Genomic DNA, 25,430 nt, shown 5'->3' with positions numbered 1-25,430 from the left:
TGACACAGCCTCGCTCCGCACACCACCCGCCCACCACGGCCCCGCCGAGGTGGGTCTGATCGTGGTGCGATACCCGACGCCGTCCGGCGTCGGGGCGTGTGGAGCCGCCCGGCCACGACTTCGTGTGCGCGTCCCTACCCCTCAGGCCCCTGCCGGCCCGGTCCTGCCGGCGCGGGCCGCCTGAGCCGCCACCGGAGAGCCACGCCATGAACCGTTTTGTCGCCCCGCTGGGTTTCACCCTCGCCGCCATGTGGGTGCTGGTCCTGTTCGTCCTGGTCAGCGGCACCCCGTAAGCCCGACCGCACCGTCCGACAACCCCGGGCCAGCCAGCCGGGTACGGCTGACCGGCCCGGCCGGAGTTGTCGTCAGGGCAGCCGGGACGTCCACAGCAGACTCATCGCCGCCGCGCAGAGCGCCAGCAGCAGCGCCGTCCCGGCGTACCACTGGGTGACCTCGCGGGGCTCGGTCCGGAACCCGATCGAGCTGCCCATGTCCTGGTAGACCTGCTTCAGCTCGGTGACCGACGCGGCCTCGTAGAAGAAGCCCTGGGTGGTCTCGGCGAGCTGGGCCAGGGCCATCCGGTCGACCGGCACCCGCTGGACCTGCCCGCCGATGTCGACCTGGCCCGAGTCGGTGCCGAAGGCGATCGTCGACACCGGTACGTTCGCCGCCTGCGCCGCCGCGCCCGCCTCCTCCACCGATCGGCCGGAGGTCCGGAAGCCGTCGGAGAGCAACACGATCCGGGCCGGCGGCACGCCCTGCGCACCGTCGGCCGGCACCGACCGGATCGCCTCCAGCGAGGTGAAGACCGCCTCGCCCGTGGCGGTCGCCTCGGCCAGCACCAGGCCGTCGATCGCCTGGGTCACCGCCGGGCGGTCCTTGGTCGGCGGCACCAGCACGTTCGCCGACTTGGCGAACGACACCAGACCCAGGTTGTACGTCGGCGGCAGCTCCGCGACGAACTGCTTCGCCGCCTCCTGCGCCGCCTCCAGGCGGTTCGGTGCCACGTCGTCAGCCTCCATCGACAGCGACACGTCGATGGCGAGCATGATGGTCGCCCGCTCCAGCGGCTCCTCGGTGTCGACCGACGGGCGCGCCATCGCGGTGGCCAGCACCAGCAGGCTCAGCAGGAACGCGCTCGCCGCCGCGTGCCGCCGCCAGCCCAGTCCCTTCGGCGCGAGGGTGCGCAGCAGGTCCACGTTGGTGAACCGGATGGCGTACTCGCGGCGGTGTAGCTGGCGCCAGACGTACGCCCCGGCGACGGCGAACACCGGCAGCACGGCCAGCAGCCACCACGGTTGCAAGAAACGGATCATCTTGTCGTCCCCCTGGTGCGCGCGTGCCGCTGCGCGGCGACAAAACGCACCATGTCCAGCAGCCAGTCTGAGTCGGTCCGCAGCCGCAGGTGCGCCGCACCGGCGGCACGCAACTGATGGGCGATCGCCGCCCGTTGGCTCGATGCCGCCTCGGCGTAACGCCGACGCAGCTTGGGATCGGCGGTCTGCACCTCGTGCAGCGCGCCGGTCTCCGGGTCCACCAGCGAGAGCACCCCGACGTCGGGCAACTCCAGCTCACGCGGGTCGACCACCTCGATCGCCAGTACGTCGTGCCGGACGGCCAGCTTGCGCACCGGCCGGCCCCACTGTTCCGGCGGAGCCAGGAAGTCGGAGATCACCACCGCCACACCGCGTCGTCGGGGCGGGCGGTTGAGCATGTCGACCAGGGCGCCGAGATCGCTGCGGCCGGGCCGGATCTCGGTGGAGGCGATCGCCCGCAGCAGGCCCTGCGCCTCCTTGCGTCCGGGTCGGGCCGGCAACCGCAGGACGCCGGGGCGGGCGCCGGCCGCACCGGTGACCGTACGCGTGCCACCGCCCACGCCGCCGGTGCCGACGACCGCACCGATCCGGTTCCCGCCCCGCACGGTCAGGTGCACCATCGCCGCCGAGGCGGCCACCACCAGGTCGCGCTTGAGCCACTGCCCGGTGCCGAAGTCCAGGCTGGCCGACAGGTCCACCGCCAGCCAGGTCTCCAACTCCCGGTCGGCGACCGTCCGGCGTACGTGGGGCAGGGTGGTACGCGCGGTGACCGGCCAGTCCATCCGGCGTACGTCGTCGCCGGGTCGGTACTCCCGCGACTCCCCCGCCTCGCTGCCCGGCCCCGGCAGCAGCCCCGCGTAGTCGCCCTGCAGCAGCCCGTCAAGCTTACGGGTGACCAGTAGCTGCAACCGGGAGAGGACCGCCTCGGCCCGACCCGACGTGGCATCGGCGGTGGCCGACCCGACGCCACCCGCCGACCCGACGCCACCCGCCGAACCGGTGCCACCCGCCGAACCGGTGCCGGCCGCCGAACCGGTGCCGGGGGAAAACCGCGACCGGCTGGCCATGCCAGGCGTCACGGCAACCGTCCCGGCCAGGCACCGGCCGGTTGCGCTGCGGTGGGTGGTACCGGTCCGGCGTTCTGCCGGGGGGCGACCGAGGGAAGCGGGATCGTGGACATCACCCGGCCGACGATGTGGTCGGCGGGCACGTCGTCGGCGAGCGCGTCGTAGCTGAGCACCAGCCGGTGCCGCAGGATGTCCGGGGCGATGTCCTGCACGTCCTGGGGCAGCGCGTAGTCCCGGCCGCGCAGCAGGGCCAGGGCACGGGTCGCCCGTACGATGCCGAGCGAGGCGCGCGGGCTGGCGCCGTACTGGATCAACTGGGCCACGTCGGGCATCCCGTGTTCGGCCGGGGCACGGGTGGCGAGCACCAGCCGTACGGTGTAGTCGACCAGCGCGTTGTGCACGAACACCTGGTCGGCCTTGCGTTGCAGGGCGACCAGTTCGGTCGGGCTGAACACCGGCACCGGTTCGGGCGCGCTGACCCCCATCCGGTAGACGATCTCGCGTTCCTCCGCGTCGGTGGGGTAGCCGACCAGGATCTTCATCAGGAAGCGGTCGCGCTGCGCCTCGGGCAGCGGGTAGACCCCCTCCTGCTCGATCGGGTTCTGGGTGGCCATCACCAGGAACGGGTTCGGCACCCGGTGGGTCTGGCCGCCGATGGAGACCTGCTGTTCCGACATCACCTCCAGCAGCGCCGACTGCACCTTGGCCGGAGCCCGGTTGATCTCGTCGGCGAGCAGGAAATTGACGAAGACCGGTCCGAGTTCGACGTCGAACTTCTCGCTCGACTGGCGGTAGATCCGGGTTCCGACGATGTCCGCGGGCACCAGGTCCGGGGTGAACTGGACCCGGGAGAAGGTACCGCCGACAACCTTGGCGAGGGTCTCCACCGCCAGGGTCTTCGCCACGCCGGGGACCCCCTCCAGGAGACAGTGACCCCGGGCGAGCAGGGCGACGAACATCCGCTCGACCATCCGGTCCTGACCCACGATCACCCGCTTGACCTCGAACAACGCGCGTTCGAGCAGGGTCGCGTCCTCCGCCGGGGTGCTGCCCGTGGCGGGGTCGCCGTTGGCGGAATCGGTAGGTGTCGGGGCGTCGGGCGTGGTCGGCTGGGCCACCGGTCCTCCACAGCGGGGTCGCGTGATCAGAATGTCGGCTGACGAACTGCCGCACCAAGCCTCGCACGTCCGGCTGAGAAGTCGGGTGGCGGAAGAACCATTTGTCGCCGTGGCCGGTCCGGCGCGACGTGTCCACCCCTCGACGCCGGCACAAATCAGCGCGCGTGGGTAGACAGGACCGGGCAGGTGACGTGTACGATTCAGCCGTCGCCGGGCGGCTCCCCCCGTGGTCGCCCGGCGCTTTAATGCCCGTGTCGGAACCGGGCGACCTCTCGCCCGCCCTCCCGTCGACTTCGGCGTCCCGCGCCAACACACCGTCTGCGACGACTCCGACACGGCACGCGTCGACCGCGACACAGTCGACCTCCGTACACTCGCCGGGTGACCGACTCCGACCCGCCACCGACGACCCCGGTCTGCTCGGCGCGCGGCTGCCGGGAGGCCGCCGTCTGGGCCCTGCGCTGGAACAACCCCCGGCTGCACACCGCCGACCGGCGCAAGACCTGGCTCGCCTGCGCCGCGCACCGGCAGAGTCTCGGCGATTTCCTGGACGCACGCGGTTTCCTCCGTGACGTGGCACCGATGGACCCATCGCCTACGCTCGAACCGTGAGCGAGCGAAGCGATCTCCGCCATCGTGGTGTCCCGGTTCGCGGCGGCCACCCGCTCGGGGTGACCCGATGAGCCACCCGGACGCCCCCGGCCCGGCACCGGCCGCGGAGAACGCGGCCCACGCCGACGCCCCCGGCCCGGCCCGGCCCATCGATCCCGGCCCGACCAGCCCGCTGGAGCCGTGGCCGGAGACCGTACGGTGGCAGCCGGTCTCCCGCGACCTGGTCTGGGTCGAGGTGCTGCGGCTCGCTGCCGGTCTGGCGGTGCTGCTGCTCGGCCTCGGGATCGGCTGGGCCCTGTCCGGCCACTGGCTCTTCGGTCTCGGGGTCGGCCTGGTGGTGCTGCTCGGTGGTTGGCGGGTGGTGGCGATCGTCCGGGCCGTACGCGCCTGGGGTTACGCCGAGCGCGACCACGACCTGCTGGTCCGGCACGGTCTGCTGGTCCGTCGGCTGTCGATCGTGCCGTACGCGCGGATGCAGTTCGTCGACGTCAGCGCCGGTCCGCTCGAGCGCGCGTTCGACCTGGCCACGGTGCAGTTGCACACGGCGGCGGCGGCGAGCGACGCGCGGGTGCCGGGATTGCGCCCGGCCGAGGCTTCCCGGCTGCGGGACCGGCTCACCGCACTCGGCGAAGACCGCGCGGAGGGCCTGTGACCGAGCCCCCGGTGCCCGACCGACCGGCCACCGAACCGCCCCCATCCGGCCCGCTCCCGCCCGAACCGCCCCCACCCGGGGCGCCGAGCGAGGAGCCACGGCGGCGGCTGCACCCCCTGAGCCCGCTGCTGCACGGGGCCAACTCGCTCGTGGTGATCATCGCCGCGCTCTCCTGGCAGACCCTGGGCCGGGTGGGCCTCGGCTGGTACGCCGGCATGGTGGTCGTACTGCTGCTCGGCGTGGTCGTGCTGTCGCTGGTGAGCTGGTACAACACCGGCTACCACGTGGTTGGTCGGGAGTTGCGGATCTACGAGGGGCTGCTCTGGCGGCGGACCCGGGCGATCCCGCTGGAGCGGCTCCAGTCGGTGGAGGTGGTCCGTCCACTGCTGGCCCAGCTCAGCGGGTTGGCCGAGCTTCGACTCGAGGTGGTCGGCGGGGGCAAGACCGAGGCCCCGCTGGCGTACGTCGCGGTCGCCGACGCCGTCGCGCTGCGCGAACGCCTGCTCAGCCTCGCCGCGCGTACCCCGGCACCGGTTCGGTCCGGCGCCCACCCGTCCGGCCTGCCCGGCGCCGAGGTGGTCGGGGCACCGCTCCCGGCCGAACCGGCCCGCCGGCACCTGCACTCGGTGACCAACCGGGACCTGCTGGTCAGCCAGCTACTCACCCCGCAGGCGATGCTGCTGCCGTTCGGCATGGCGTTCGTGGTGATCCAGTTCCTCAACGAGGGATCCTGGTCCTTCATCGCGGTCGCCAGCACCCTGACCGCGATGGCCGGTGTGCTGCTGCAACCGCTGCGCCGGGTGCTCGCCGACTGGAACTTCCAACTCGCCCGCGACGACGCCGCCCTGCGCGTACGGCACGGACTGCTCGAGACTCGGGCGCAGACGGTGCCGTTCGAGCGGGTGCAGGCGGTCGGGGCGACCTGGCCGCTGCTCTGGCGGGCGAAGGGCTGGCTGCGGCTCCGGCTTGAGGTGGCCGGGCTGTCGTTCGACGCGGACGCGAACAACCGGGCCGACCAACTGCTCCCGGTCGGCGACCCGCGTACCGCCGAACTGGTCATGGCCGAGGTGCTGCCCGGAGTGGACCTGACCGCGCCGCTCGCCCCGCCACCGCCGCGCGCCCGGTGGGTGCACCCGGTGACCCGGGCCGCGCTCGGCGCCGGGCTCGGTGAGCGGGTCTTCGCCGTCCGACAGGGGCTGCTCACCCGGCAGCTCATGGTGGTGCCGTACGCGCGGATCCAGAGTGTCCGGGTGGTGCAGGGGCCGGTGCAGCGCCTGCTGCGACTGGCCACGGTGCACGCGGACACCGCCGGTGGGCCGGGCGCCTCGGCTCAGGACCGGGACCTGGCCGAGGCATGGGCGTTGGCGGCCGAACTGACCGCCCGCGCCCGCGCCGCCCGGACCGCCGGCTGAGAGCCCGACCGCCCGCCGAGCCGGACGGCTCGCGCAGGGTCGGGTCGGACGACTCGACCCACCCCGGCCGGGTCATGCCGATCATCCCGCGCCGGGGCAGGCCCTAAGCTGCACCCATGGAACAACCGCCGGAATCCGGCTTCGCACCCGGTCTGACCGCCCGGGTGGAACTCACCGTCAGCGACACCGACACCGCCCTCGCGGTGGGCTCGGGGGACGTGCCGGTGCTGGGCACGCCGAGGGTGCTGGCGCTCGCCGAGGCGGCCACGGTGGCGGCCACCGCCACCCGACTGCTGCCCGGCATGACCACGGTCGGCCTGCGGGTGGAACTCGACCACACCGTGCCGACCCCGGTCGGCCGGACGGTGGTGGCGCAGGCCCGGTTGACCGAGGTGACCGGCCGGCGGTTGCACTTCGACGTGAGCGTCACCGACGGCTCGGCCACGGTGGCGCAGGGACGGGTGGAGCGGGCGCTGGTCGACCGGTCCCGGTTCGTGGAGAGGGCGTCGCGGACACCATGAGCACCGGATTCACCGAGATCGGCGAGCGGGTCTACCTGCTGCGTCATCCCGTACTCGAGGTCAACGTGACCCTGGTCGTCGGGGACGAGGCGGCGTTGCTGGTCGACACGCTCTCGACCGGGCCCCAGGCCACCGAACTGGTCGCCGCCGCCCGCGCGGTGACACCGCTCCCGTGGACGCTGGTCAACACCCATCACCACTTCGACCACTGTTTCGGCAACGCCACGCTGGTCGCCGCCTCGGCCGGGCCGATCTACGCCCACCGGGAGACCGTCGCCCGGCTGCGGGATCACCCGGAGCAGGTTCGCCAGCAGGCGTACGACGAGATGCGCACCCGGGAACCGGCGCTCGCGCAGGAGTTGGCCCGGACCGAGATCCTCGCGCCCACCCACACCGTGCACCTGGAGTCCACGCTGGACCTCGGCGGACGGTTGGTGGTCCTGCGCCACCTCGGGCGTGGGCATACCGACGGCGACCTGGTGGTGCAGGTGCCCGACGCGGACCTGCTGGTCGCCGGTGACCTGGTCGAGTCCGCCGGCCCGCCGTCGTTCGACGACAGCTACCCGCTGGAGTGGCCGGAGACGGTGGCGGAACTGCTCCGGCTGACCACACCGCGAAGCGTGGTCGTGCCGGGTCACGGCCCCGTCTTCGACACCGACCAGGTACGCGCCCAGCACGAGCAGCTCTCCGCCCTGGCCTGGCTGATCCGCGACGGGCACGCCGACGACGCACCGGCCGAGCGGGTCGCCGCCCGGGCCCCGTTCGGCCCCGAGGTCACCCTGCCGGCGGTCCGGCTCGGCTATGCGGAGCTCTCCGGCGACAACTGATCCCCGCCACCGGTGCCCGGGGACGGGTCCGGGAAGCGGGCGGCGACCTGGGCCCGGGTCGGCATGGCGACCGCGCCGCCCGGGGCCTCGCAGACCAGTCCGGCGACCCGCAGCGCGTACCCGACCCGCTCCGGCCAGCCGTCGGGTGCCGGCGGACCGGCCAGGAGCAGGTCGGCGACGAGCGCCGCCATCACCGAGTCGCCCGCACCGGTCGCGTCCACCGCCGCCACCGCCGGGGCGGGCACCGACACCGGCGTCGACCCCGCCGCGACCAGTGCTCCGGCCGGACCGCGGGTGATCACCACGGCACCCGCGCCGAGCGCGCGCAGCCGGCCGGCGACCCGGTCGAGTGACTCGCCGGGGTAGAGCAGGTCCGCGTCGGCGGCGCTCAGCTTGACCAGGTCGGCGGTGGCGGCGAACTCGTCGACCAGGTCCCGCAGCCCGCCCATGGCCGCCGCGTCGGGCAACAGCCGGGGACGTACGTTCGGGTCGAAGACCCGCCGGCCGGCGGTGAGCCTCCAGGCCCGGCGGGCGGCGGCGAGCACCGGTGCCTGGAGCAGGGCGATCGAGCCGCAGTAGAGCACGGCGGCCCCACCGACCAGGGCGGGGTCGAGGGCGTCGGGATCCAGCAGGCCGTACGAGGGCGGCTCGCCGTAGAAGCGGAAGTCGGGTTCGGCCCCGGCGAAGGTCGTCACCGCGAGCGCGGTCGACGCCGGTACGGTCAGCACCCCCCGCTGTCCCACGCCGTTGTCGGCGAGGAAGTCCCGGATCCGCCCGGCGAGTACGTCGTCCCCGACCGACCCGACGAACTCCACCGACGCCCCGAGCCGGGCGATCCCGACCGCGACGTTCAAGGGTGCGCCGCCGATCACCGGCCGGTAGACCGCCTCCCCGTCACAGCGCCCGTCGAGCAGGTCGACGAGTGCCTCGCCGATCACCACCGCGTACCCCATGCCCAGCCTCCGTCCCGCCACCCTGCCTCCGTCCCGCCGCCCGACCACCGGTACGGCGCCCGTCCGGGCCACCCCGGTAGCCCGAACAGTGTGCCGGGCGGCCCGCCCAGCATGCCGGGTCGGTCCGGTCGCGGGTAACCGGACGGCCAGCCGACCCGCCGTACCGGTGGCCATCGACGATCAGCTATTGCGTGGATCCGCCATCCGTGGTGCACTGGCGCGTACCGGGACAGCGCGGGGGCTAACGCGCCGTGCCGGATGCCGCAGGGGCCACGCGAGCAGCAGACCCGTCCGTGATCGGACCGGACACCGGGTCGCCGCCTGCCCTCCCACCCCGGTTTCCTTCAGGGATGCCCTTCCCCGGGGACGCCGACCGGGCGCCGACGACACCGTACCGGTCTGTCGACCAGGTTCCCGCGGCTCGCGGGCACCCACTGGTAGGCCGCAGCACCGGCGTACCCACCCGCCTGCGGCACTGGCCCTCAGTAAGGAGACATCGGTGAAACCCTTCCGCAGAGTCACGGTGCTCGCCACCGTGGCCATGCTCGCCGCCGGCATCATGACGGTGGTGACCCCCAACGCCGCACTCGCGCACGGTGCCGCCATGGCACCCGGCAGCCGTACGTTCCTGTGCTGGAAGGACGGGCTCAGCCCGCGCGGCGACATCCAGCCCAACAACCCGGCCTGCGCGGCGGCGGTCAACCAGAGCGGCGCGAACTCGCTCTACAACTGGTTCAGTGTGCTTCGTTCGGACGCCGCCGGCCGGACCACCGGTTTTGTCTCGGACGGGCAGCTCTGCAGCGGCGGCAACGCCAGCTTCAGCGGCTACAACCTGGCCCGCAACGACTGGCCGCTGACCCACCTGACCTCCGGTGGCAACTTCAACTTCAAGTACAGCAACTGGGCCCACCACCCGGGCACCTTCTACTTCTACGTGACGAAGGACAGTTGGAGCCCGACCCGGGCGCTGGCCTGGAGCGACCTGGAGACACCGTTCCTGACCGTGACCAACCCGCCGCAGAGCGGCGGGGTCGGCACGAACGAGGGCCACTACTACTTCAGCGGGCAGTTGCCGTCCGGCAAGAGCGGCCGGCACATCATCTACTCCCGCTGGGTCCGCTCGGACAGCCAGGAGAACTTCTTCGGCTGCTCGGACGTGGTCTTCGACGGCGGCAACGGCGAGGTCACCGGGGTCGGGCCGGGCGGTTCCAACCCGCCGAACCCGACCACCCCGCCACCGAACCCGACCACGGCGCCACCGAACCCGACCACCCCGCCGCCGGGCAACGCGGGCTGCTCCGCCACCTACCGGACCACCGGTAGCTGGTCCGGCGGTTTCCAGGGCGAGGTCACGGTACGCAACACCGGCAGCTCGGCGTTGAGTGGCTGGACCACCCGCTGGACCTGGGCGAACGGGCAGACGATCGGCAGCCTGTGGAACGGCAGTTACACCCAGAGCGGATCAGCGGTGACCGTACGTAATGTCGGTCACAACGGCAACCTCGCCGCCAACGCCACCGCCACCTTCGGTTTCACCGGCAGTGCCGGTGCCACCAACACCGCACCGACGGTGACCTGCACCAGCCCGTAACCCCTCGGGACGAAGCGGACCGGGCCCGACGCGTCACGCGTCGGGCCCGGCTCGGGTGCTGCTGCGGTACTGCTGTGGTACTGCTCGGGTGCCGCTCGGATCGGCGCCCGGCCGATCGCGGCCCGGTCTCAGGCCACCATCGAGCCGACCACCGGCTTGGTGAGCAGGGCCGACTGGTTGCGCTGGATACCCGGGTCGAGCGTGCGCTCGACGAAGATCGCGTGCCAGATGCAGAAGATCAGTACGGTCCAGACCTTGCGCGAGTGGTCCGCCTCCTCGCGCTTGTGCTCGTCCAGCAGCCGCATCGCGTACGAGAGGTCGAGCAGGTCACCGGCGCCGGAGGTGGCGAAGATGTGCCGGATCCACTCGTACATCTCGCCCCGCAGCCAGACCCGGGTCGGGGTCGGGAAGCCGAGCTTGCGCCGGTTGACGATGGGCGGCGGGACCACGTTGCGCAGCGCCTGACGCATGGCGAACTTGGTGGCGTCGGAGCGGGGCGGCAGCTTCAGGTCCACCGGGATACCGGCGGCGACGTCGAAGACCTCCCGGTCCAGGAACGGCACCCGCACCTCGAGTGAGTGCGCCATCGAGATCCGGTCGGCCTTGACCAGGATGTCGCCGCGCAGCCAGGTGTAGAGGTCGATGTACTGCATCTTGGTGACGTCGTCGAGTTCGGTGGCCTCGGCGTAGATCGGGGCGGTCACGTCGGTGTAGCGCACGCTCGGGTCGTAGCGGCGCATCAGGTGCCGCTTCTCCTCCTCGGTGAACATCCGCGCGTTGCCGTAGTAGCGCTCCTCGATCGGGGTGGTGCCCCGCTCCAGGAAGCTCTTGCCCTTGACCCCCTGCGGGATGGCCTTCGAGACCGCCCGCAGCCCACGCTGCATGCCGCCGGGCAGGCCGTTCACCGCGCCGAGCGAGAGCGGCTCCCGGTAGATCGTGTAGCCGCCGAAGAACTCGTCCGCGCCCTCGCCGGAGAGGACCACGGTGACGTGCTCGGCGGCCTTCTTGGCCACGAAGTAGAGCGGCACCAGGGCCGGGTCGGCGACCGGGTCGTCCAGGTGCCAGACGATCTTCGGCAGGGCATCCATCATGTCCTGCGGCCCGATCTTGGTGGCGATGGTGGTCACCCCGAGGTGCCGGGCCGACTCCTGGGCCACGTCGATCTCCGAGTAGCCCGGCACGTCGAAGCCGACGGTGAAGGTCAGGATGTTCGGGTTGAACTCCCGGGCCAGGGCGACCACCGCGGTCGAGTCGATGCCGCTGGACAGGAACGAGCCGACCGGCACGTCGGCCCGCATGTGCATCCGTACGCTCTCGCGCAGCGTGTCCCGGATCTGGTCGTAGAGCCGCTGCTGGTCGTCGACCGGGGCGGGCCGGAACACCGGCCGGTACCACCGACGGACGTCGATCCGGCCACCGGGCGTCCAGGTCAGGTACTCCCCCGAGCCGATCCGGCGGATGCCGTGGTGCAGGGTGCCCGGCTCCGGCACGTACTGCAAGGTGAGGTAGTGCGACAGGCTGGCCCCGTCCACCCCGGCGTCACCGGCGTGCGCGGCCGGCGCGAACGGCAGCAGCGCCTTCTTCTCCGAGGCCAGGTAGACCCCGTCGTTGGTCTCCAGGTAGTGCAGCGGCTTGATGCCGAAGTAGTCCCGGGCGCCGAACGCCCGCCGCTCCTGCCGGTCCCAGATCACGAACGCGAACATGCCGCGCAGCCGGTTGAGCACCTGCTCGCCCCAGTAGTGGAACCCGGCGACGATGACCTCGCCGTCACCCTGGGTAGCGAAGGTGGCACCGAAATCGCGGGCCAGCTCCTCGCGCAACTCCAGGTAGTTGTAGATCTCGCCGTTGAAGGTGAGCAGGTAGCGGCCGTTGGCGTACGGCAACGGCTCGTGGCTCAGCGCCACGTCGATGATCGACAACCGCTTGTGCGCGAAGATCGCGTCCGCCTGGGTACCGGACGGGTCGGCGATGAGTTCGACACCCGTCTCGTCCGGTCCCCGGTGATGCAGGCATTCCAACGCGCCGGCAAGGGCGTCTCGGTGCGCGCTGGCGTCGCCGCGCGCGCTGAAAAAGGCCAGGAGTCCGCACATGGCGGTCATCTTTCCACGCGCACCGGACACCCGTGCCGGCACCGCTGGGAGTTCCGATCCTCGGACGGCGCGGTAACGTCTGAAGGCAGGCTGGCCCGGGAGGAGCGCGAGATGAGCGACAAGCAGAGCGAGATCACGCCGGAGACGACCCGCGTCGAGTCGCACGACCCGGACTACCCGGAGAAGTTCCTCGCCTTCATGCGCCAGGGCTGGCGGGACCGGGCCCTGACGGTGGCCCCCCGACCCGAGGCGCCGCACTACGCCAAGCGGCGGGCCGCCCTCTCCGCCGCGTTCGCCGGGGAGACCCTGGTGATCCCGACCGGCACCGAGAAGACCCGGGTCAACGACAACATCTACCCGTTCCGGCCGGGCAGCGACTTCGCGTACCTCACCGGTGACCACGACCCGTACAGCGTGCTGGTGCTGCGCCCGAACGGATCCGGACACGACGCCACCCTCTACACCGAGCCGCGCAACTCCAAGGAGACCGACGAGTTCTTCCGCAGCCGCAACGGCGAGCTGTGGGTGGGCCGCCGGCACACGCTGGCCGAGAAGTCGACCGAGCTGGGCGTGGAGACGGCGCCACTGACCGAACTCGCCGCCGCGCTGGCCGACTGCGCGCCCCGGCGGACCAGGGTGCTGCGCGGTCTGGACTCCTCGGTCGACGCCGCCGTGCGCGCGTACGACGTGGCGGAGAGCCGGGACGGCGGACCGGCCCGGCTCGGCCGGGACCGGGAGCTGGCCGCGGTGATCAGCGAGCTGAAGCTGGTCAAGGACGAGTGGGAGATCGCCCAGCTCCAGGAGGCGATCGACGCGACCGTACACGGCTTCGAGGACGTCGCCCGGGTGCTGCCGGCCGACCGGCCGGTCGCCGAGCGGCTGATCGAGGGGGTGTTCGCGCTGCGGGCCCGGCACGACGGCAACGAGGTCGGTTACGCCTCGATCGTCGGGTCCGGCGAGCACGCCACCACCCTGCACTGGGTCCGCAACACCGGCTTCACCCGTCCGGGCGACCTGCTGCTGATGGACATGGGGGTCGAGGGACGCAACCTCTACACCGCCGACGTCACCCGGGTGTTGCCGGTCGCGGGCACCTTCAGCCCGCTGCAACGCCAGGTCTACGACATCGTGTACGCCTCCCAGCAGGCCGGGATCGAGTTCATCCGACCCGGGGTGCGCTTCAAGGACGTGCACCGTACGTGCATGCGCGTGCTCGCCGAGGGGCTGGCCGACCTGGGCCTGCTGCCGGTCAGCGTGGACGAGGCGATGGACGAGACCTCGACGGTCTACCGGCGGTGGACGCTGCACGGCTTCGGGCACATGCTCGGCATCGACGTGCACGACTGCTCGCACGCCCGCAAGGAGAACTACCGGGACGGCACCCTGAGCGAGGGCAACGTGCTCACCGTCGAGCCGGGCCTCTACTTCCAGGCCGAGGACGAGTTGGTCCCGGAGGAGCTGCGCGGTATCGGGATCCGGATCGAGGACGACGTACTCGTCACGCCGGCCGGCGCGGTCAACCTCTCGGCGGGCCTGCCGAGGCAGGCCGACGAGGTGGAGACCTGGCTGGCGGCGCAGCGTGAGGCGGGCCCCCGGCTCCCCGGCTGACGGGTACCCGGCAGTCGGCGATCACGGACGGGGCGAATCGCAACGGTACGATGACGCTGCGTTGATACCCGACCCCCACGGGAGGCGCCGTGCCCGGCAGGAACCTCGGCGAGCCGCCGCGCGCGCCCACCATGGACGTGCTGCGGCTGTTCTTCGCGGCGATCGGGATCGCCTCCCTGGTCTGCGGCTACCTCGGCCTGGACGAGTGGTTGAAGGGCGAGGCGAACCCGCTCGACCTGCTCTACTACGACCTGCAACTGTTCGTGCTCGGCTCGCCACCACTCGACGACGGGGGCAGGTTCCCGCTGCTGTTGCAGATCGCCCGGTTCAGCGCCCCGGCCGTCACCCTCTACGCCTTCATCGAGGCCGGCCGGCTGGTCTTCGCCACCGAGCTGCGTCGGCTGCGGGTCCGGCAGGCCCGCAACCACGTGATCGTCTGCGGTGACGGCATGGTCGCCAACACGCTCGCCCGACGGCTGCGCGCCGACGGCGAACGGGTCGTCACCGTCCCCTCCGGTGCGGTGGCGACCACGCCGGACATCCGCCGCGTCGCCCGCCCCGCCCGGGACCCGGACGTGCTCGGGGCCGCCGGGGTCGGGCGGGCCCGCGCGCTCTACGCCTGCACCGACGACAGCGCCGCGAACACCGCGATCGCACTCGCCGCCGCCCGCCACGGCCGGCACGGCAGGCGCAGTCCGCTCTCGGTGTACGCCGAGGTCGCCGACCCCGAACTCTGCCTCGCGCTCCAGGCCCGACACCTCGGCCTGGCCGGGCAGCCCGGGGCGCGGGTGGAGTTCTTCCACATCGACGACCTGGCCGCCCGCAAGCTGTTCACCGAGGAGCCGCCGGTCCCGGTCGGCGGCGAACCGCCCCGGGTGGTGGTGCTCGGCGCCACCACGTTCGGCCGGTCCGTACTGGTGGAACTGGCCCGACGGTGGCGGGTCCGGGACCCCGACGACCAGCGGCGTATCCCGCTCGCCCTGGTCGACGAGGCGGCCTCCACCGCCCGGGACCAACTCACCCAGCGTTTTCCGTTCCTGTCCCGGGTCTGCGAGATCACCACCTACGACGGCGACCTCACCGACCTGCTCGCCGCCGGGTTCCCGCTGCCGCCGGACCGGGTCTTCATCTGCTACGACGACGAGCAGCGGGCGCTGCGTACGGCACTCACCGTCGAACAGCTCTGGCACGGGGCGCCCGGCTCGGTGCTGGTCCGGCTGGATCGACTGGCGAGCCTCCGGGACGCCTTCGGCGGCCACGGCGAACGGGTGCTGGACGACCTCTCCGGCACCCTGCGCCTCTACGGCGTGGTCCGGGCAGCCTGCGATCCGGAACTGATCGGCGACGACCTGGCCCGGGTGATCCACGAGGGGTACGTCGCGGCCCGGCAGCGGCGCCGCGAGGCTCCGTGGAACACCCCGGCCCTGGTGCCGTGGGAGGATCTGCCCGAAACGCTGCGGTTGGCCAACCGGGCCCAGGCCGAGGACTTCGGCGTCAAGCTGCGCGAGATCGGCTGTGTGCTCGCTCCCCGGCTCGGGCCGGGCGAGGAGTACACACTGGCCGAGGCGGAGATCGAACGACTCGCCCTGTTGGAGCACGAACGCTGGATCAGGGAGCGGACCGCCGACGGCTGGCGGTACGGTGACCTCCGCGACGACAGCCGACGGTTGCACCCGGCGATGACGCCGTGGGAAACCCTTGGGGCGGAGATGCGCGCACGCAACCACGACGCGATCCGGGAGATGCCGGTCATCCTGGCCGACGCCGGGTTCCGGATCGTGCGGGTACGGCAAGCGTGACGGCGAACGGACGACGGGTCATGCCACGAATCGGGGTCACCGGTCACGTGGTACTGGCCCGGGGCACCGCCGAACTCGTCGCCGCCAGCCTGGAAGAGCACCTGCGTCCGTACGCGGGTCCGGGGCTGCGCGGCATCACCTGCCTGGCCAACGGTGCCGACCAGCTCTTCGCCCGGCAGGTGCTGGCGCTCAACGGCACGTACGAGGCGGTCATCCCGGCCGCCGACTACCGGCAGCAGGCGGTGGAGCGGGAGAACCGGGCCGACTTCGACGAACTGCTCGGGCTCGCGGCCAAGGTGGACTACATGCCGTACGCCCGCTCCGGGCGGCAGGCGTACATGGCGGCGAGCGAGGAGTTGCTCGACCGCAGCGAGATGCTCGTCGCGGTCTGGGACGGACGTCCGTCGGTCGACGTCGGCGACACCGCCGACGTGGTACGCGCGGCGCACGAACGCGGCCTGCCGGTGACGGTCCTCTGGCCGGACGGCGCGCGACGCGGCTGACCGTCGTCCCCGGCGGTGGTGGGTCACCCGGCACGGGGATCGTAATAACGGTTCGTTCCGGTCAGCGGGCCGGTATCCGCACGGTGATCTCCGAGCCGAGCCGGGCGCCGTCGGTCAGCTCCAGGTCGTCGCCGCTCCAGAACCGGCCCGGGTCGTACCAGTTGGGCCGGCGCCCGGCCGGCAGCAACCCCATCTCCTCGTACGTCACGGCCACCACCTCGGCGCAGTAGGCGGTTTCGAGCACACTGTCCCGTTGGGGCGCGCCGGCCGCCCCGGGCGCCTGCGGCACCGACTCGGCGTGATCCGGACGCTCCGGGCGGAACACCCCGTCGAGTCGCACCGCCGGCACCCGGCCGCGCAGCCAGCGCCACGCCATCCGGGCGGTGGAGGGGAACGGGGTCCCGTCGAGCCGGGCGATCGTACGCAGCACCGCGTCCTCGTGCCGGCGTCCGGCCGGTGGTTCGAGCTGGCGGAGCCAGGCGCGTTGGCCGTACCGGTTCGCCCAGACGCAGACCGCGTCGCGCAGGTTGTGCAGTTGCACCCCGCGCTGGTGGGTTCCGGACCACATGTCCGGAAGCGACCTGCCTAGTTCGGCGTGCCACATCAGCGGCGGCAGGTCCTCCAGGACCACGGCCATGCCGACGTGGTTGACCGGACTGTTCGTGGTGAACTGGATCGCCCGGTCCGGCACGCTACGTCCCCGGAAGATCCACAGGTCCCCGGTACGGGTCACGTCGACCGCTTCATCGAGGCTGATGCTCGTATCGACCACTCGACTACCCTAGGCGGATGCGCTGGTGGAAGATAGTTGGCCTGGCGGGCGTGGTCGGTGTGGCGGCCACCGGGGTGGTGATCGCGCGTGCCGAGCGGCGTCGGCGGGCGTACACGCCGGATCAGATCCGGACCCGGCTGCGGGACCGGCACGCCGAGGCGACGGCCCTCGCCCCACCTACCGATGACCCATCCTGAGCGATATGTCCGGTATGTCCCGCCACTCCGTCGCCCCGACGCCCGAACCTGCTTGATCAACTCGCCGATCCGGATGCCTCCCGGAATGCCGGGGGCCCCGGATCGGTTATACCCCCGTACGCCGGAGCACCCGGAGGTACGCCTCCGTGACCGGCCCCCGGGGCCCCGCCCCCGGAATGTTTGACGGGCCGGACCGGTTACATCCCCCGAACGCCGGAGCACCTACGGGGTAGCTCCGTGCCGGCCACCGGGTGACGCCTCCCCGGAATGATTTCCGAGCCGGACCCGTTACACCCCGGACGCGCCGACCACCCCCATGGTCCCGCGCGCTTCGCTCCACCCCCGCGCTCCTCCCCCAGGTGCGGGAACCCCCAATTGGAAGGCAACCATCATGACTACCTTCAGTCAGTGGCTACCGGCCATCGCAAAGACTTCCGCAGTTCGTAAGGGCGCCATGACCGCCGCGGGTCTCGCCTTCGTCGGCGGCGCCATCGCCGGCCCGCTGGGTGCCACCGCGCACGCGGCTCCGGCTCCCACCAAGGCTCCGGCCATGGTCACCGTCGCCCACGTCACCTCCGACAAGGGACACGACTCGGACAAGGGTCACGACCGCGACAAGGGTCACGACCGCGACAAGGGCAAGTCGGCCAAGGAGCTGAAGGTCGACTACCAGGCACAGCCGAACTTCTTCTGGTGTGGCCCGGCCTCGACCCGGATCGCGCTGAGCGCGGACGGTCACAACCTGAGCCAGGACGAGGTCGCGAAGAAGCTGGGTACCACGGTCGAGGGCACCGCTTCGGCCGAGGACACCACCCGGGTGCTGAACGACGTGGTCGGCGGCAACGTCTACAAGACCACCGCCATCCCGGACGGCAAGGCCAAGCCGGAGCAAATGGACAAGCTCCAGGCTGACGTCAAGCGCGCGGTCGACGACAACCGTGCCGTGGTCGCCAACATCATCGGCACCGGTACCGACACCGACGGAGTCTCGCACTCCTACGAGGGCGGTCACTACCTGGCCGTGGTCGGTTACCAGGACGACGGTCGCCAGGTAAAGATCTCCGACCCGGCGAACCCGAACAACTCGTCGTACTGGATGACCACGATCGACATGGCCAACTGGATCGCCACCCGCGGTTACTCGGCCTGATCCGGGTCACCGGATGACAACAACCGAACAGCACAGCGGTAGACACGAGGGGCCAGCTCATCCGAGCTGGCCCCTCGTCGTCTCTGCGGGTCCCTCACATCTCCCCCGGGTCCCTCGTCGTGCGCCCGGGTCCCTCGTCGTGCACCCGGGGCGGAATCGTCGGGTTGCTACTCGCCCCCGCCGCCTCCGCCGCCCGCGCCGCCATCCGCGTCGGAGCCGTCCGACGACGGGGTCGTCTCGTGGGTGATCCCCTCGCCGTCCGCCCCGGGCTCGCGTACGGCGTTCGGGGCGCAGAGCACGGTGACCCGGTAGGAGAGGCCGACGTTGGACCAGATGTCGCCGTGCACCCAGAGGCAGAGACCGACGCCGGTGCCACCCTCGGGGTGCTCGTAGAACTCGATCACCGGGTCGGCGATCGCCCCGACCAGGCCCTGGGTGCCCTGGGCGGTGCCGGGTATCTGGAGCAGGGAGACGCTGAGCTGCACCTCGACGTCTTCGAGGGCGTCCAGGTCGTACCAGTGGGTGTCCGGGAGGAAGAGCCGGGAGTCGACACCGCGGCGCTTGTACTCCGGGCCCATCAGGCCGGTGTCGGGGTCGGGCTCGCCACCGATCCAGGCGATGCCGGCGTAGTCGCTGCGCAGTCGCCGGTCGTCGGTGAAGAACCCGGTCGCGACGGTGTCGATCCGGGGCTGGGCAGCGAGGTGGACGGTTGCGTCGGTCACTCGCGGCACCCTAGCACCGACGACCGTGCCGGGGCCGACCGTACGGGCCGTCCCGCGCCGGTGACCGGGGTGGGTGTCGACCGGACCCGGCGTACGTCGGTCGTCCACCGGCTTGCGCCAATAGCAAGACGGACGTACGGTTTGAATAGCCGAAGGAGCCGATTGGTAAGTGTTACCTAACCCGCGCGCGGCGGTAACACGTACGAAAGACTGCTCAGGACTATTCACGGTCGCCCTTCGGCCGGAAGGCATCGGCCGGAACGAACACAGCGTGAAGGAGTACGACGTGGCGAGCCTCGACACCTTCGGTGCGAAGAGCCAGCTACGCGTCGGAGACGCGAGCTACGAGATTTTCAGGATCAACAAGGTGACCGGGCAGGAGCGCCTGCCGTACAGCCTGAAGATCCTGCTGGAGAACCTGCTCCGCACCGAGGACGGCGCGAACATCACCGACGAGCACATCCGCCAGCTCGGCGGGTGGGACCCGGACGCGGACCCGAGCGTCGAGATCCAGTTCACCCCCTCCCGGGTGCTGATGCAGGACTTCACCGGTGTGCCCTGCGTCGTCGACCTCGCCACCATGCGTGAGGCCGTGCGCGACCTCGGCGGCGACCCGACCCGGGTCAACCCGCTCGCCCCGGCGGAACTGGTCATCGACCACTCGGTCATCGCCGACCTGTTCGGCCGCGAGGACGCCTTCGCCCGCAACGTCGAGCTGGAGTACGAGCGCAACCGCGAGCGCTACCAGTTCCTGCGCTGGGGCCAGACCGCGTTCAACGAGTTCAAGGTCGTACCGCCGGGCACCGGCATCGTGCACCAGGTCAACATCGAGTACCTGGCCCGTACGATCATGGAGCGCAACGGCCAGGCGTACCCGGACACCGTGGTCGGCACCGACTCGCACACCACGATGGTCAACGGTCTGGGCGTACTCGGCTGGGGCGTCGGCGGCATCGAGGCCGAGGCCGCCATGCTCGGCCAGCCGGTCAGCATGCTCATCCCCCGGGTCGTCGGCTTCAAGCTCTCCGGCGAGGCCCCCACCGGCACCACCGCCACCGACCTGGTGCTCGTCATCACCGAGATGCTGCGCAAGCACGGGGTGGTCGGCAAGTTCGTCGAGTTCTACGGTCCCGGCGTGAGCGCGGTGCCGCTGGCCAACCGGGCCACCATCGGCAACATGTCCCCGGAGTACGGCTCCACCGTCGCCATCTTCCCGATCGACGCGGAGACGATTCGCTACCTCCAGCTCACCGGCCGCAGCGAGCAGCAGGTCGCGCTGGTCGAGGCGTACGCCAAGGAGCAGGGCCTCTGGCACGACCCGGACGCCGAGCCGAACTACTCCGAGCGGCTCGAACTCGACCTGTCCACGATCGAGCCGTCGCTGGCCGGACCGAAGCGACCGCAGGACCGGGTGCCGCTGGGCAACGCCAAGACGCTGTTCCGCTCCGCGCTGATCAACTACGTCGGCGAGGACAACCCGGTCGCGCACGGCCCGGCCGACGAGGCGAGCGAGGAGTCCTTCCCGGCCAGCGACCCGCCGGCCAACGGGATCACCGACCCCGACGACGCCCCCGGCGACCTGGTCTCCGCCGCGACCGGGGCGAAGGGCCGCGCCAGCGCCCCGATCCGGGTCACCGGCGACGACGGCACCGAGTTCGAACTCGACCACGGCGCCGTGGTGATCGCCGCGATCACCTCCTGCACCAACACCTCGAACCCGCAGGTGATGATCGGCGCGGCCCTGCTCGCCCGCAACGCGGTCGACCGCGGTCTGAACCGCAAGCCGTGGGTGAAGACCACCCTGGCGCCGGGCTCGAAGGTGGTCATGGACTACTACGAGCGCGCCGGCCTCACCCCGTACCTGGAGAAGCTCGGCTTCCACCTGGTCGGCTACGGCTGCACCACCTGCATCGGCAACTCCGGCCCGCTGCCCGAGGCGGTCTCCGCCGCGGTCAACGAGCGCGACCTGTCGGTCGTCTCGGTCCTTTCCGGCAACCGGAACTTCGAGGGCCGGATCAACCCGGACATCAAGATGAACTACCTCGCCTCGCCGCCGCTGGTGGTGGCGTACGCGCTCGCCGGGACGATGGACATCGACCTGGCCAACGAGCCGATCGGCACGGGCTCCGACGGCCAGCCGGTCTACCTGCGCGACATCTGGCCCAGCTCGACGGAGATCGAGGAGGTCATCGCCAGCGCGGTGCGCAGCGAGATGTTCACCGCCGACTACGCCGACGTCTTCGCCGGTGACGAGCGCTGGCAGGGCCTGCCGACCCCGACCGGCGACACCTTCGCCTGGGCCGGTGACTCGACCTACGTGCGCAAGCCCCCGTACTTCGAGGGCATGGCCCGCGAGCCGCAGCCGGTCGACGACATCACCAACGCCCGGGTGCTGGCCAAGCTCGGTGACTCGGTCACCACCGACCACATCTCGCCGGCCGGCTCGATCAAGGCCGACTCCCCGGCCGGCAAGTACCTGGCCGAGCACGGCGTGGCTCGGCACGAGTTCAACTCGTACGGCTCCCGCCGGGGCAACCACGAGGTGATGATCCGGGGCACCTTCGCCAACATCCGGCTGCGCAACCAGCTCGTGCCGGGCGTCGAGGGCGGCTTCACGGTCAACCACCTGACCGGTGACCAGAGCTCGATCTTCGACGCCTCGGTCGCGTACCAGGAGGCGGGCGTACCGCTGGTGATCCTGGCCGGCAAGGAGTACGGTTCCGGCTCGTCGCGCGACTGGGCGGCGAAGGGCACGATGCTGCTCGGCGTACGGGCGGTCGTCGCCGAGTCCTACGAGCGGATCCACCGCTCGAACCTGATCGGCATGGGCGTGCTGCCGTTGCAGTACCCGGTCGACGTGACCGCCGAGACCCTCGGCCTCACCGGCACCGAGACGTTCACCATCACCGGGGTGACCGCGCTCAACGACGGCGACGTGCCACGCACCGTGCGGGTCAGCACCGACACCGGGATCGAGTTCGACGCGATCGTACGGATCGACACCCCGGGTGAGGCGGACTACTACCGCCACGGCGGCATCCTGCAGTACGTCCTGCGCCGCATGATCGCGAGCTGACACCCGCACGCACGGGTTCTGTGTTAGGAAGGGCCCCTTGTTAACGCATAGCGTTAACAAGGGGCCCTTCCTTTCGCGGCAACTCGGATCACGGATAGGACATCGAGAATGCGTACGTTGATCTACACCGCCTTCGTCTCGCTGGACGGCGTCGTCGACTCCCCCGGCGGCGGCACCGCGACCGAGCCCCACCGCAGCGGCGGCTGGACCTACAAGGACATCGAGTTCCGTCCCGAGGCGTACGAGATCAAGGGACGGGAGATGGCGGAGGCCACCGCGCTGATGTTCGGGCGGACCAGCTACCAGGCGTTCTCCCCGGTGTGGCCGGACATGGCGGACTTCGCCTCGGTCAAGGAGATCCCCAAGTACGTCGTGTCGACCAGCCTCGGCGAGGATGCCCTGGTCGACAACTGGGGCGACACCACGATCCTGCGCTCGCTCGACGACGTCGGGAAGGTCAAGGAGACCGACGGCGGGCCGATCTTCATCCACGGCAGCGCCACCCTCGCCCGCAACCTCGGCGACGCCGGTCTGATCGACCGCTACCACCTGCTGGTCTTCCCGGTGCTGCTCGGGGCCGGCAAGCGGATGTTCAGTGAGACCGACAAGGCGAAGCAGTCGCTGAAGCTGGTCGAGTCCGAGACGTACGCCAACGGCATCACCAAGCTCGTCTACGACGTCGTCCACTGAACTCCGCCGGGATCCGGGTGCCACCTTCGTCGGTGTCGCCCGGATCCCTTCGACAGATGTGCGGCGCGGCCGGCGCCCGCAGGCTTGTCGGCATGAGCACCCACACCCGGCGCGCCCTGCTCGGCGCGCTCACCCTCGCCCTGGTCGCCTCGGCCGTCAACGTGCCGACGGCCACCGCGCTCGCCCGTCCACCGGAACCCGCCGCCACCGAGCCGCTGCGGCTGGTCCTGCCCAGGCCCACCGGGCCGTACCCGATCGGCAGCACCGAACTGCACCTGGTCGACCAGCACCGGGCCGATCCGTGGCGACCGGAGCGGCGCCGTGAACTGATGGTGAGCCTCTGGTACCCGGCCCGGCCCGGCGGTGGCCAGCCGGTCACGCCGTACCTCCCGGCCGGCGCGGCGCAACGGTTCGGCGTACGCGGCGACGCCCAGCTCGGCCTCGCCCCCGGCCGGGTCGACTGGCCCGGCATCAACACCCACGCCCGTACCGGCGCGCCGGTACGCACCCGTCCCGGGGGCCACCCGGTGGTGCTCTTCTCCCCCGGTGGCGGTGTGCCGCGAGCACTCGGCACGGTCCTGGTCGAGGAGTTGGCCAGTCGCGGGTATGTCGTGGTCACCGTCGACCACACGTACGAGACACCCGAGGTCGAGTTCCCCGGTGGCCGGATCGAGGTGCAGCACCTTCCCGAGGGCGACCCGACCGGGCTGAACCACGCGCTGATCCGTACCCGGGTCGGGGACACCCGGTTTGTCCTCGACCAGCTCGCCGAACTCGCCGCCGGACGCAACCCGGACGCGGAGTCCCGCCGCCTACCGGACGGGCTCGTCCGGGCGCTCGACCTGTCCCGGGTCGGCATGTTCGGCCACTCCGCCGGTGGCTTCACCACCGCCGAGACGATGCTGGTCGACCGGCGCGTCGACGCGGGAATCAACATGGACGGCAGCATGGCCTACAGCTTCTCCACCGGGGACCTGGGCGAGGTGACCGTACGCGGACTCGACCGGCCGTTCCTGCTGATGGGCGCGGGGGTCAGCGGCGGCGTACCGCACACCCACCGGGACGCGGTGGACTGGGCGGCGTTCTGGGCGCACTCCACCGGCTGGCAACGCGACCTCTACATCCCGCACGGTGAGCACTTCACCTTCACCGACTACCCAGCCCTGATCCCCCAGCTCGAACGGGCCTTCGACCTGCCGCCCGGACTCGTCACCGACAGCATCGGCACCGTCGACCCGACCCGGATCACGTCGTCGCTGCGGGCGTACGTCACCGCGTTCTTCGAGCAGCACCTGCGGCACCGGCCACAGCCGCTGCTGGACCGCCCCTCCCCGGCTCACCCCGACATCACCCACATCCCCGCGTAAGGAAGGGCCCCTTGTTAACGCATAGCGTTAACAAGGGGCCCTTCCTTACGTTCAGAAGGTGACCGGGAGGGTGCGTAGGCCACGGGTACGGAAGCTCGGGCGCCAGGACAGCTCGGCCGGGTCGACCGCGAGCGCGAGCTTCGGGAAACGCCGGACCACGGCACCGATCGCGACCTGGAGTTCGAGCCGGGCCAGCGGGGCGCCGACGCAGTAGTGGATGCCGTGCCCCAGGGTCAGGTGACCACTGTCGGCCCGGTTGACATCGAGCAGCTCCGGCTGGTCGAACCGGAGCGGGTCACGGTTCGCGGCGGCGACGTTGACCAGGACGGCGGCACCGGCCGGGATGCGCACCCCGCCGATGGTGACCTCGGTGAGCGGGAAGCGGCGGAAGGCCACCGGTGCCGGCGGCTCGTAACGCAGCAGCTCCTCGACCGCGGCCGCCGGCAGTTCGGGTGCCGTACGCACCGCGTCGAGCTGGTCCGGGTGACGTAGCAGGGCGAGGATGCCGGTGCCGATCAGGTGCACCGAGTTCTCGTAGCCGGCGAAGAGCACCAGGAAGGCGAGCGAGGTCAGCTCGTCCTCGCTGAGCCGGTCGCTACCACCGGCCGCCCCGCTGCCACCGTTCGCCGCAGTGCCTCCGGCCGCCCCGCTACCACCGGCCGCCCCGCTACCACCGGCCGCCCCGCTACCACCGGCCGCCTCGGTGCTAACGTCCGCCTCGGTGTCGCGGGCGGCGATCATCGCGGAGAGCAGGTCGTCGCCGGGCTCCCGGCGCTTGTCCGCGATCAGCCCGACCAGGAACTCCTGCAACCGCAGGATGACCCGGGCGCCGGCCCGGGGATCGTCGGCGGGCGGGCTGAGCATCACGTCGGTCCAACCACGCAGGGCCGCGCGATCCGCCTCCGGGACCCCGAGCAGGTCGCAGATGACGGTGACCGGCAGCGGACCGGCGAAATCGGCGACCAGGTCGGCCTGGCCGTCGTCGGCGATCCGGTCGAGCAGCGCCTCGGCGGCGGCCTCCACCCGGGGCCGCAGGCCGGCGATCCGGTGCGGGCCGAACGCCTGGTTGATCAGCCGGCGGATCCGGGTGTGGTTGGGCGGGTCCATGTTGAGCAGGTTCGCGTCCAGTGCCGGAGGGAGCGAGAAACCACGCCAGGAGCCGTCCGAGTTCGCCTTGTCCAGGGAGAGCCGCTGGTCGGCGAGGGCCGCTCGGACATCGGCGTAGCGGGTGACCAGCCAGACCGTGCTCCCGTCCGGGAGCGTCATCTGGTGCACCGGGCCGGCCTCGCGCAGCGCCGCGTAGGTCGGGTACGGGTCGGCAACGAAGTCGGGTCCGAACGGCGATGACGGCTGGCTGGTGGCGGCTTGTCCTGTCACCGTTCGAGGT

22 protein-coding genes are annotated in these 25,430 nt (G+C 71.5%); 14 read left to right on the top strand and 8 right to left on the bottom strand.

Features of this window, described 5'->3' with window-relative positions; translation table 11 throughout:
• Nucleotides 1–365: 365 nt before the first annotated feature.
• The 3 genes from ACI2K4_RS18510 to ACI2K4_RS18500 are packed head-to-tail and all read right to left on the bottom strand — an operon-like array spanning nt 366 to nt 3,501.
• A complete protein-coding gene (locus tag ACI2K4_RS18510; RefSeq protein WP_404512847.1) occupies nt 366–1,316 on the bottom strand; it encodes a 26S proteasome regulatory subunit RPN10 in 951 nt (316 codons plus the stop codon).
• Entirely contained in the window at nt 1,313–2,383 is a 1,071-nt protein-coding gene (locus ACI2K4_RS18505) for a DUF58 domain-containing protein (RefSeq protein WP_404512845.1), read from the bottom strand. The genes ACI2K4_RS18510 and ACI2K4_RS18505 overlap by 4 nt, the downstream gene beginning before the upstream one ends.
• An 8-nt stretch (nt 2,384–2,391) precedes the next feature.
• Nucleotides 2,392–3,501, bottom strand: coding sequence for an AAA family ATPase (locus tag ACI2K4_RS18500; protein ID WP_404512843.1), 1,110 nt, complete (start codon nt 3,499–3,501; stop codon nt 2,392–2,394).
• A gap of 381 nt (nt 3,502–3,882) precedes the next feature.
• Here ACI2K4_RS18500 and ACI2K4_RS18495 point away from each other — a divergent pair, with 381 nt between their 5' ends.
• From ACI2K4_RS18495 to ACI2K4_RS18475, 5 genes are all read left to right on the top strand, one after another.
• Nucleotides 3,883–4,113: a hypothetical protein gene (locus ACI2K4_RS18495; protein ID WP_404512841.1), complete on the top strand. Its 231-nt coding sequence runs from the start codon at nt 3,883–3,885 to the stop codon at nt 4,111–4,113.
• A gap of 67 nt (nt 4,114–4,180) precedes the next feature.
• Nucleotides 4,181–4,765 carry a PH domain-containing protein gene (locus tag ACI2K4_RS18490; protein WP_404512839.1) on the top strand — a complete coding sequence of 195 codons (585 nt, stop codon included), beginning with the start codon at nt 4,181–4,183 and terminating at the stop codon, nt 4,763–4,765.
• A complete protein-coding gene (locus ACI2K4_RS18485) occupies nt 4,762–6,177 on the top strand; it encodes a PH domain-containing protein (protein ID WP_404512837.1) in 1,416 nt (471 codons plus the stop codon). Before ACI2K4_RS18490 ends, ACI2K4_RS18485 begins: the two co-directional genes overlap by 4 nt.
• A 116-nt stretch (nt 6,178–6,293) precedes the next feature.
• Nucleotides 6,294–6,698 (top strand): thioesterase family protein, encoded by a 405-nt coding sequence (locus ACI2K4_RS18480; RefSeq protein ID WP_404512835.1) that lies wholly within the window; start codon nt 6,294–6,296, stop codon nt 6,696–6,698.
• Complete coding sequence (locus ACI2K4_RS18475; protein WP_404512833.1) at nt 6,695–7,525, top strand: MBL fold metallo-hydrolase; 831 nt, start codon at nt 6,695–6,697, stop codon at nt 7,523–7,525. Before ACI2K4_RS18480 ends, ACI2K4_RS18475 begins: the two co-directional genes overlap by 4 nt.
• On the opposite strand, the gene ACI2K4_RS18470 is transcribed toward ACI2K4_RS18475, so the two are convergent.
• Nucleotides 7,498–8,478: a PfkB family carbohydrate kinase gene (locus ACI2K4_RS18470; RefSeq protein ID WP_404512989.1), complete on the bottom strand. Its 981-nt coding sequence runs from the start codon at nt 8,476–8,478 to the stop codon at nt 7,498–7,500. The two genes, ACI2K4_RS18475 and ACI2K4_RS18470, sit on opposite strands and share 28 nt — an antisense overlap.
• Nucleotides 8,479–9,019: 541 nt before the next feature.
• Between ACI2K4_RS18470 and ACI2K4_RS18465 the strand changes: the two genes are divergently transcribed.
• Nucleotides 9,020–10,069, top strand: coding sequence for a lytic polysaccharide monooxygenase (locus ACI2K4_RS18465; RefSeq protein WP_404512988.1), 1,050 nt, complete (start codon nt 9,020–9,022; stop codon nt 10,067–10,069).
• Nucleotides 10,070–10,197: 128 nt separating this feature from the next.
• Here the strand turns inward: ACI2K4_RS18465 and asnB are convergent, their stop codons facing one another.
• Entirely contained in the window at nt 10,198–12,159 is a 1,962-nt protein-coding gene (asnB, locus tag ACI2K4_RS18460) for an asparagine synthase (glutamine-hydrolyzing) (RefSeq protein WP_404512831.1), read from the bottom strand.
• Between the two features lie 111 nt (nt 12,160–12,270).
• Here asnB and ACI2K4_RS18455 point away from each other — a divergent pair, with 111 nt between their 5' ends.
• The 3 genes from ACI2K4_RS18455 (at nt 12,271) to ACI2K4_RS18445 (ending at nt 16,069) form a co-directional block, all read left to right on the top strand.
• Entirely contained in the window at nt 12,271–13,767 is a 1,497-nt protein-coding gene (locus tag ACI2K4_RS18455; RefSeq protein ID WP_404512829.1) for an aminopeptidase P family protein, read from the top strand.
• A gap of 89 nt (nt 13,768–13,856) precedes the next feature.
• Nucleotides 13,857–15,566: a RyR domain-containing protein gene (locus ACI2K4_RS18450; RefSeq protein WP_404512827.1), complete on the top strand. Its 1,710-nt coding sequence runs from the start codon at nt 13,857–13,859 to the stop codon at nt 15,564–15,566.
• Between the two features lie 20 nt (nt 15,567–15,586).
• Entirely contained in the window at nt 15,587–16,069 is a 483-nt protein-coding gene (locus tag ACI2K4_RS18445) for a hypothetical protein (protein ID WP_404512825.1), read from the top strand.
• Nucleotides 16,070–16,130: 61 nt separating this feature from the next.
• Here the strand turns inward: ACI2K4_RS18445 and ACI2K4_RS18440 are convergent, their stop codons facing one another.
• On the bottom strand, nt 16,131–16,841 hold the full coding sequence (locus ACI2K4_RS18440; RefSeq protein WP_404512823.1) for a hypothetical protein: 711 nt from the start codon (nt 16,839–16,841) through the stop codon (nt 16,131–16,133).
• Nucleotides 16,842–16,858: 17 nt separating this feature from the next.
• On the opposite strand from ACI2K4_RS18440, the gene ACI2K4_RS18435 reads away from it, so the two are divergent.
• Both ACI2K4_RS18435 and ACI2K4_RS18430 read left to right on the top strand, forming a co-directional pair.
• Complete coding sequence (locus ACI2K4_RS18435; RefSeq protein WP_404512821.1) at nt 16,859–17,038, top strand: hypothetical protein; 180 nt, start codon at nt 16,859–16,861, stop codon at nt 17,036–17,038.
• Nucleotides 17,039–17,492: 454 nt separating this feature from the next.
• Nucleotides 17,493–18,188: a C39 family peptidase gene (locus tag ACI2K4_RS18430; RefSeq protein WP_404512819.1), complete on the top strand. Its 696-nt coding sequence runs from the start codon at nt 17,493–17,495 to the stop codon at nt 18,186–18,188.
• A 167-nt stretch (nt 18,189–18,355) separates the two neighbouring features.
• Here ACI2K4_RS18430 and ACI2K4_RS18425 read toward each other — a convergent pair whose 3' ends face one another.
• A complete protein-coding gene (locus tag ACI2K4_RS18425; RefSeq protein WP_404512817.1) occupies nt 18,356–18,910 on the bottom strand; it encodes a hypothetical protein in 555 nt (184 codons plus the stop codon).
• A 271-nt stretch (nt 18,911–19,181) separates the two neighbouring features.
• On the opposite strand from ACI2K4_RS18425, the gene ACI2K4_RS18420 reads away from it, so the two are divergent.
• From ACI2K4_RS18420 to ACI2K4_RS18410, 3 genes are all read left to right on the top strand, one after another.
• Complete coding sequence (locus ACI2K4_RS18420) at nt 19,182–21,986, top strand: aconitate hydratase (RefSeq protein ID WP_404512815.1); 2,805 nt, start codon at nt 19,182–19,184, stop codon at nt 21,984–21,986.
• 108 nt (nt 21,987–22,094) lie between these two features.
• Entirely contained in the window at nt 22,095–22,676 is a 582-nt protein-coding gene (locus ACI2K4_RS18415; RefSeq protein ID WP_404512813.1) for a dihydrofolate reductase family protein, read from the top strand.
• A 92-nt stretch (nt 22,677–22,768) separates the two neighbouring features.
• Nucleotides 22,769–24,043, top strand: a complete 1,275-nt coding sequence (locus ACI2K4_RS18410; RefSeq protein WP_404512811.1) for an alpha/beta hydrolase family protein — start codon at nt 22,769–22,771, stop codon at nt 24,041–24,043.
• 51 nt (nt 24,044–24,094) lie between these two features.
• Here ACI2K4_RS18410 and ACI2K4_RS18405 read toward each other — a convergent pair whose 3' ends face one another.
• Nucleotides 24,095–25,420, bottom strand: a complete 1,326-nt coding sequence (locus ACI2K4_RS18405) for a cytochrome P450 (protein WP_404512809.1) — start codon at nt 25,418–25,420, stop codon at nt 24,095–24,097.
• Between the last annotated feature and the right edge of the window lie 10 nt (nt 25,421–25,430).

Source organism: Micromonospora sp. NPDC050397, from assembly GCF_044901685.1.
In the GTDB taxonomy this organism is placed as follows: Bacteria; Actinomycetota; Actinomycetes; order Mycobacteriales; family Micromonosporaceae; genus Micromonospora_G.
Note: the sequence above shows the minus strand (reverse complement) of the source record. Positions and strands in the feature narration are given on the sequence as shown.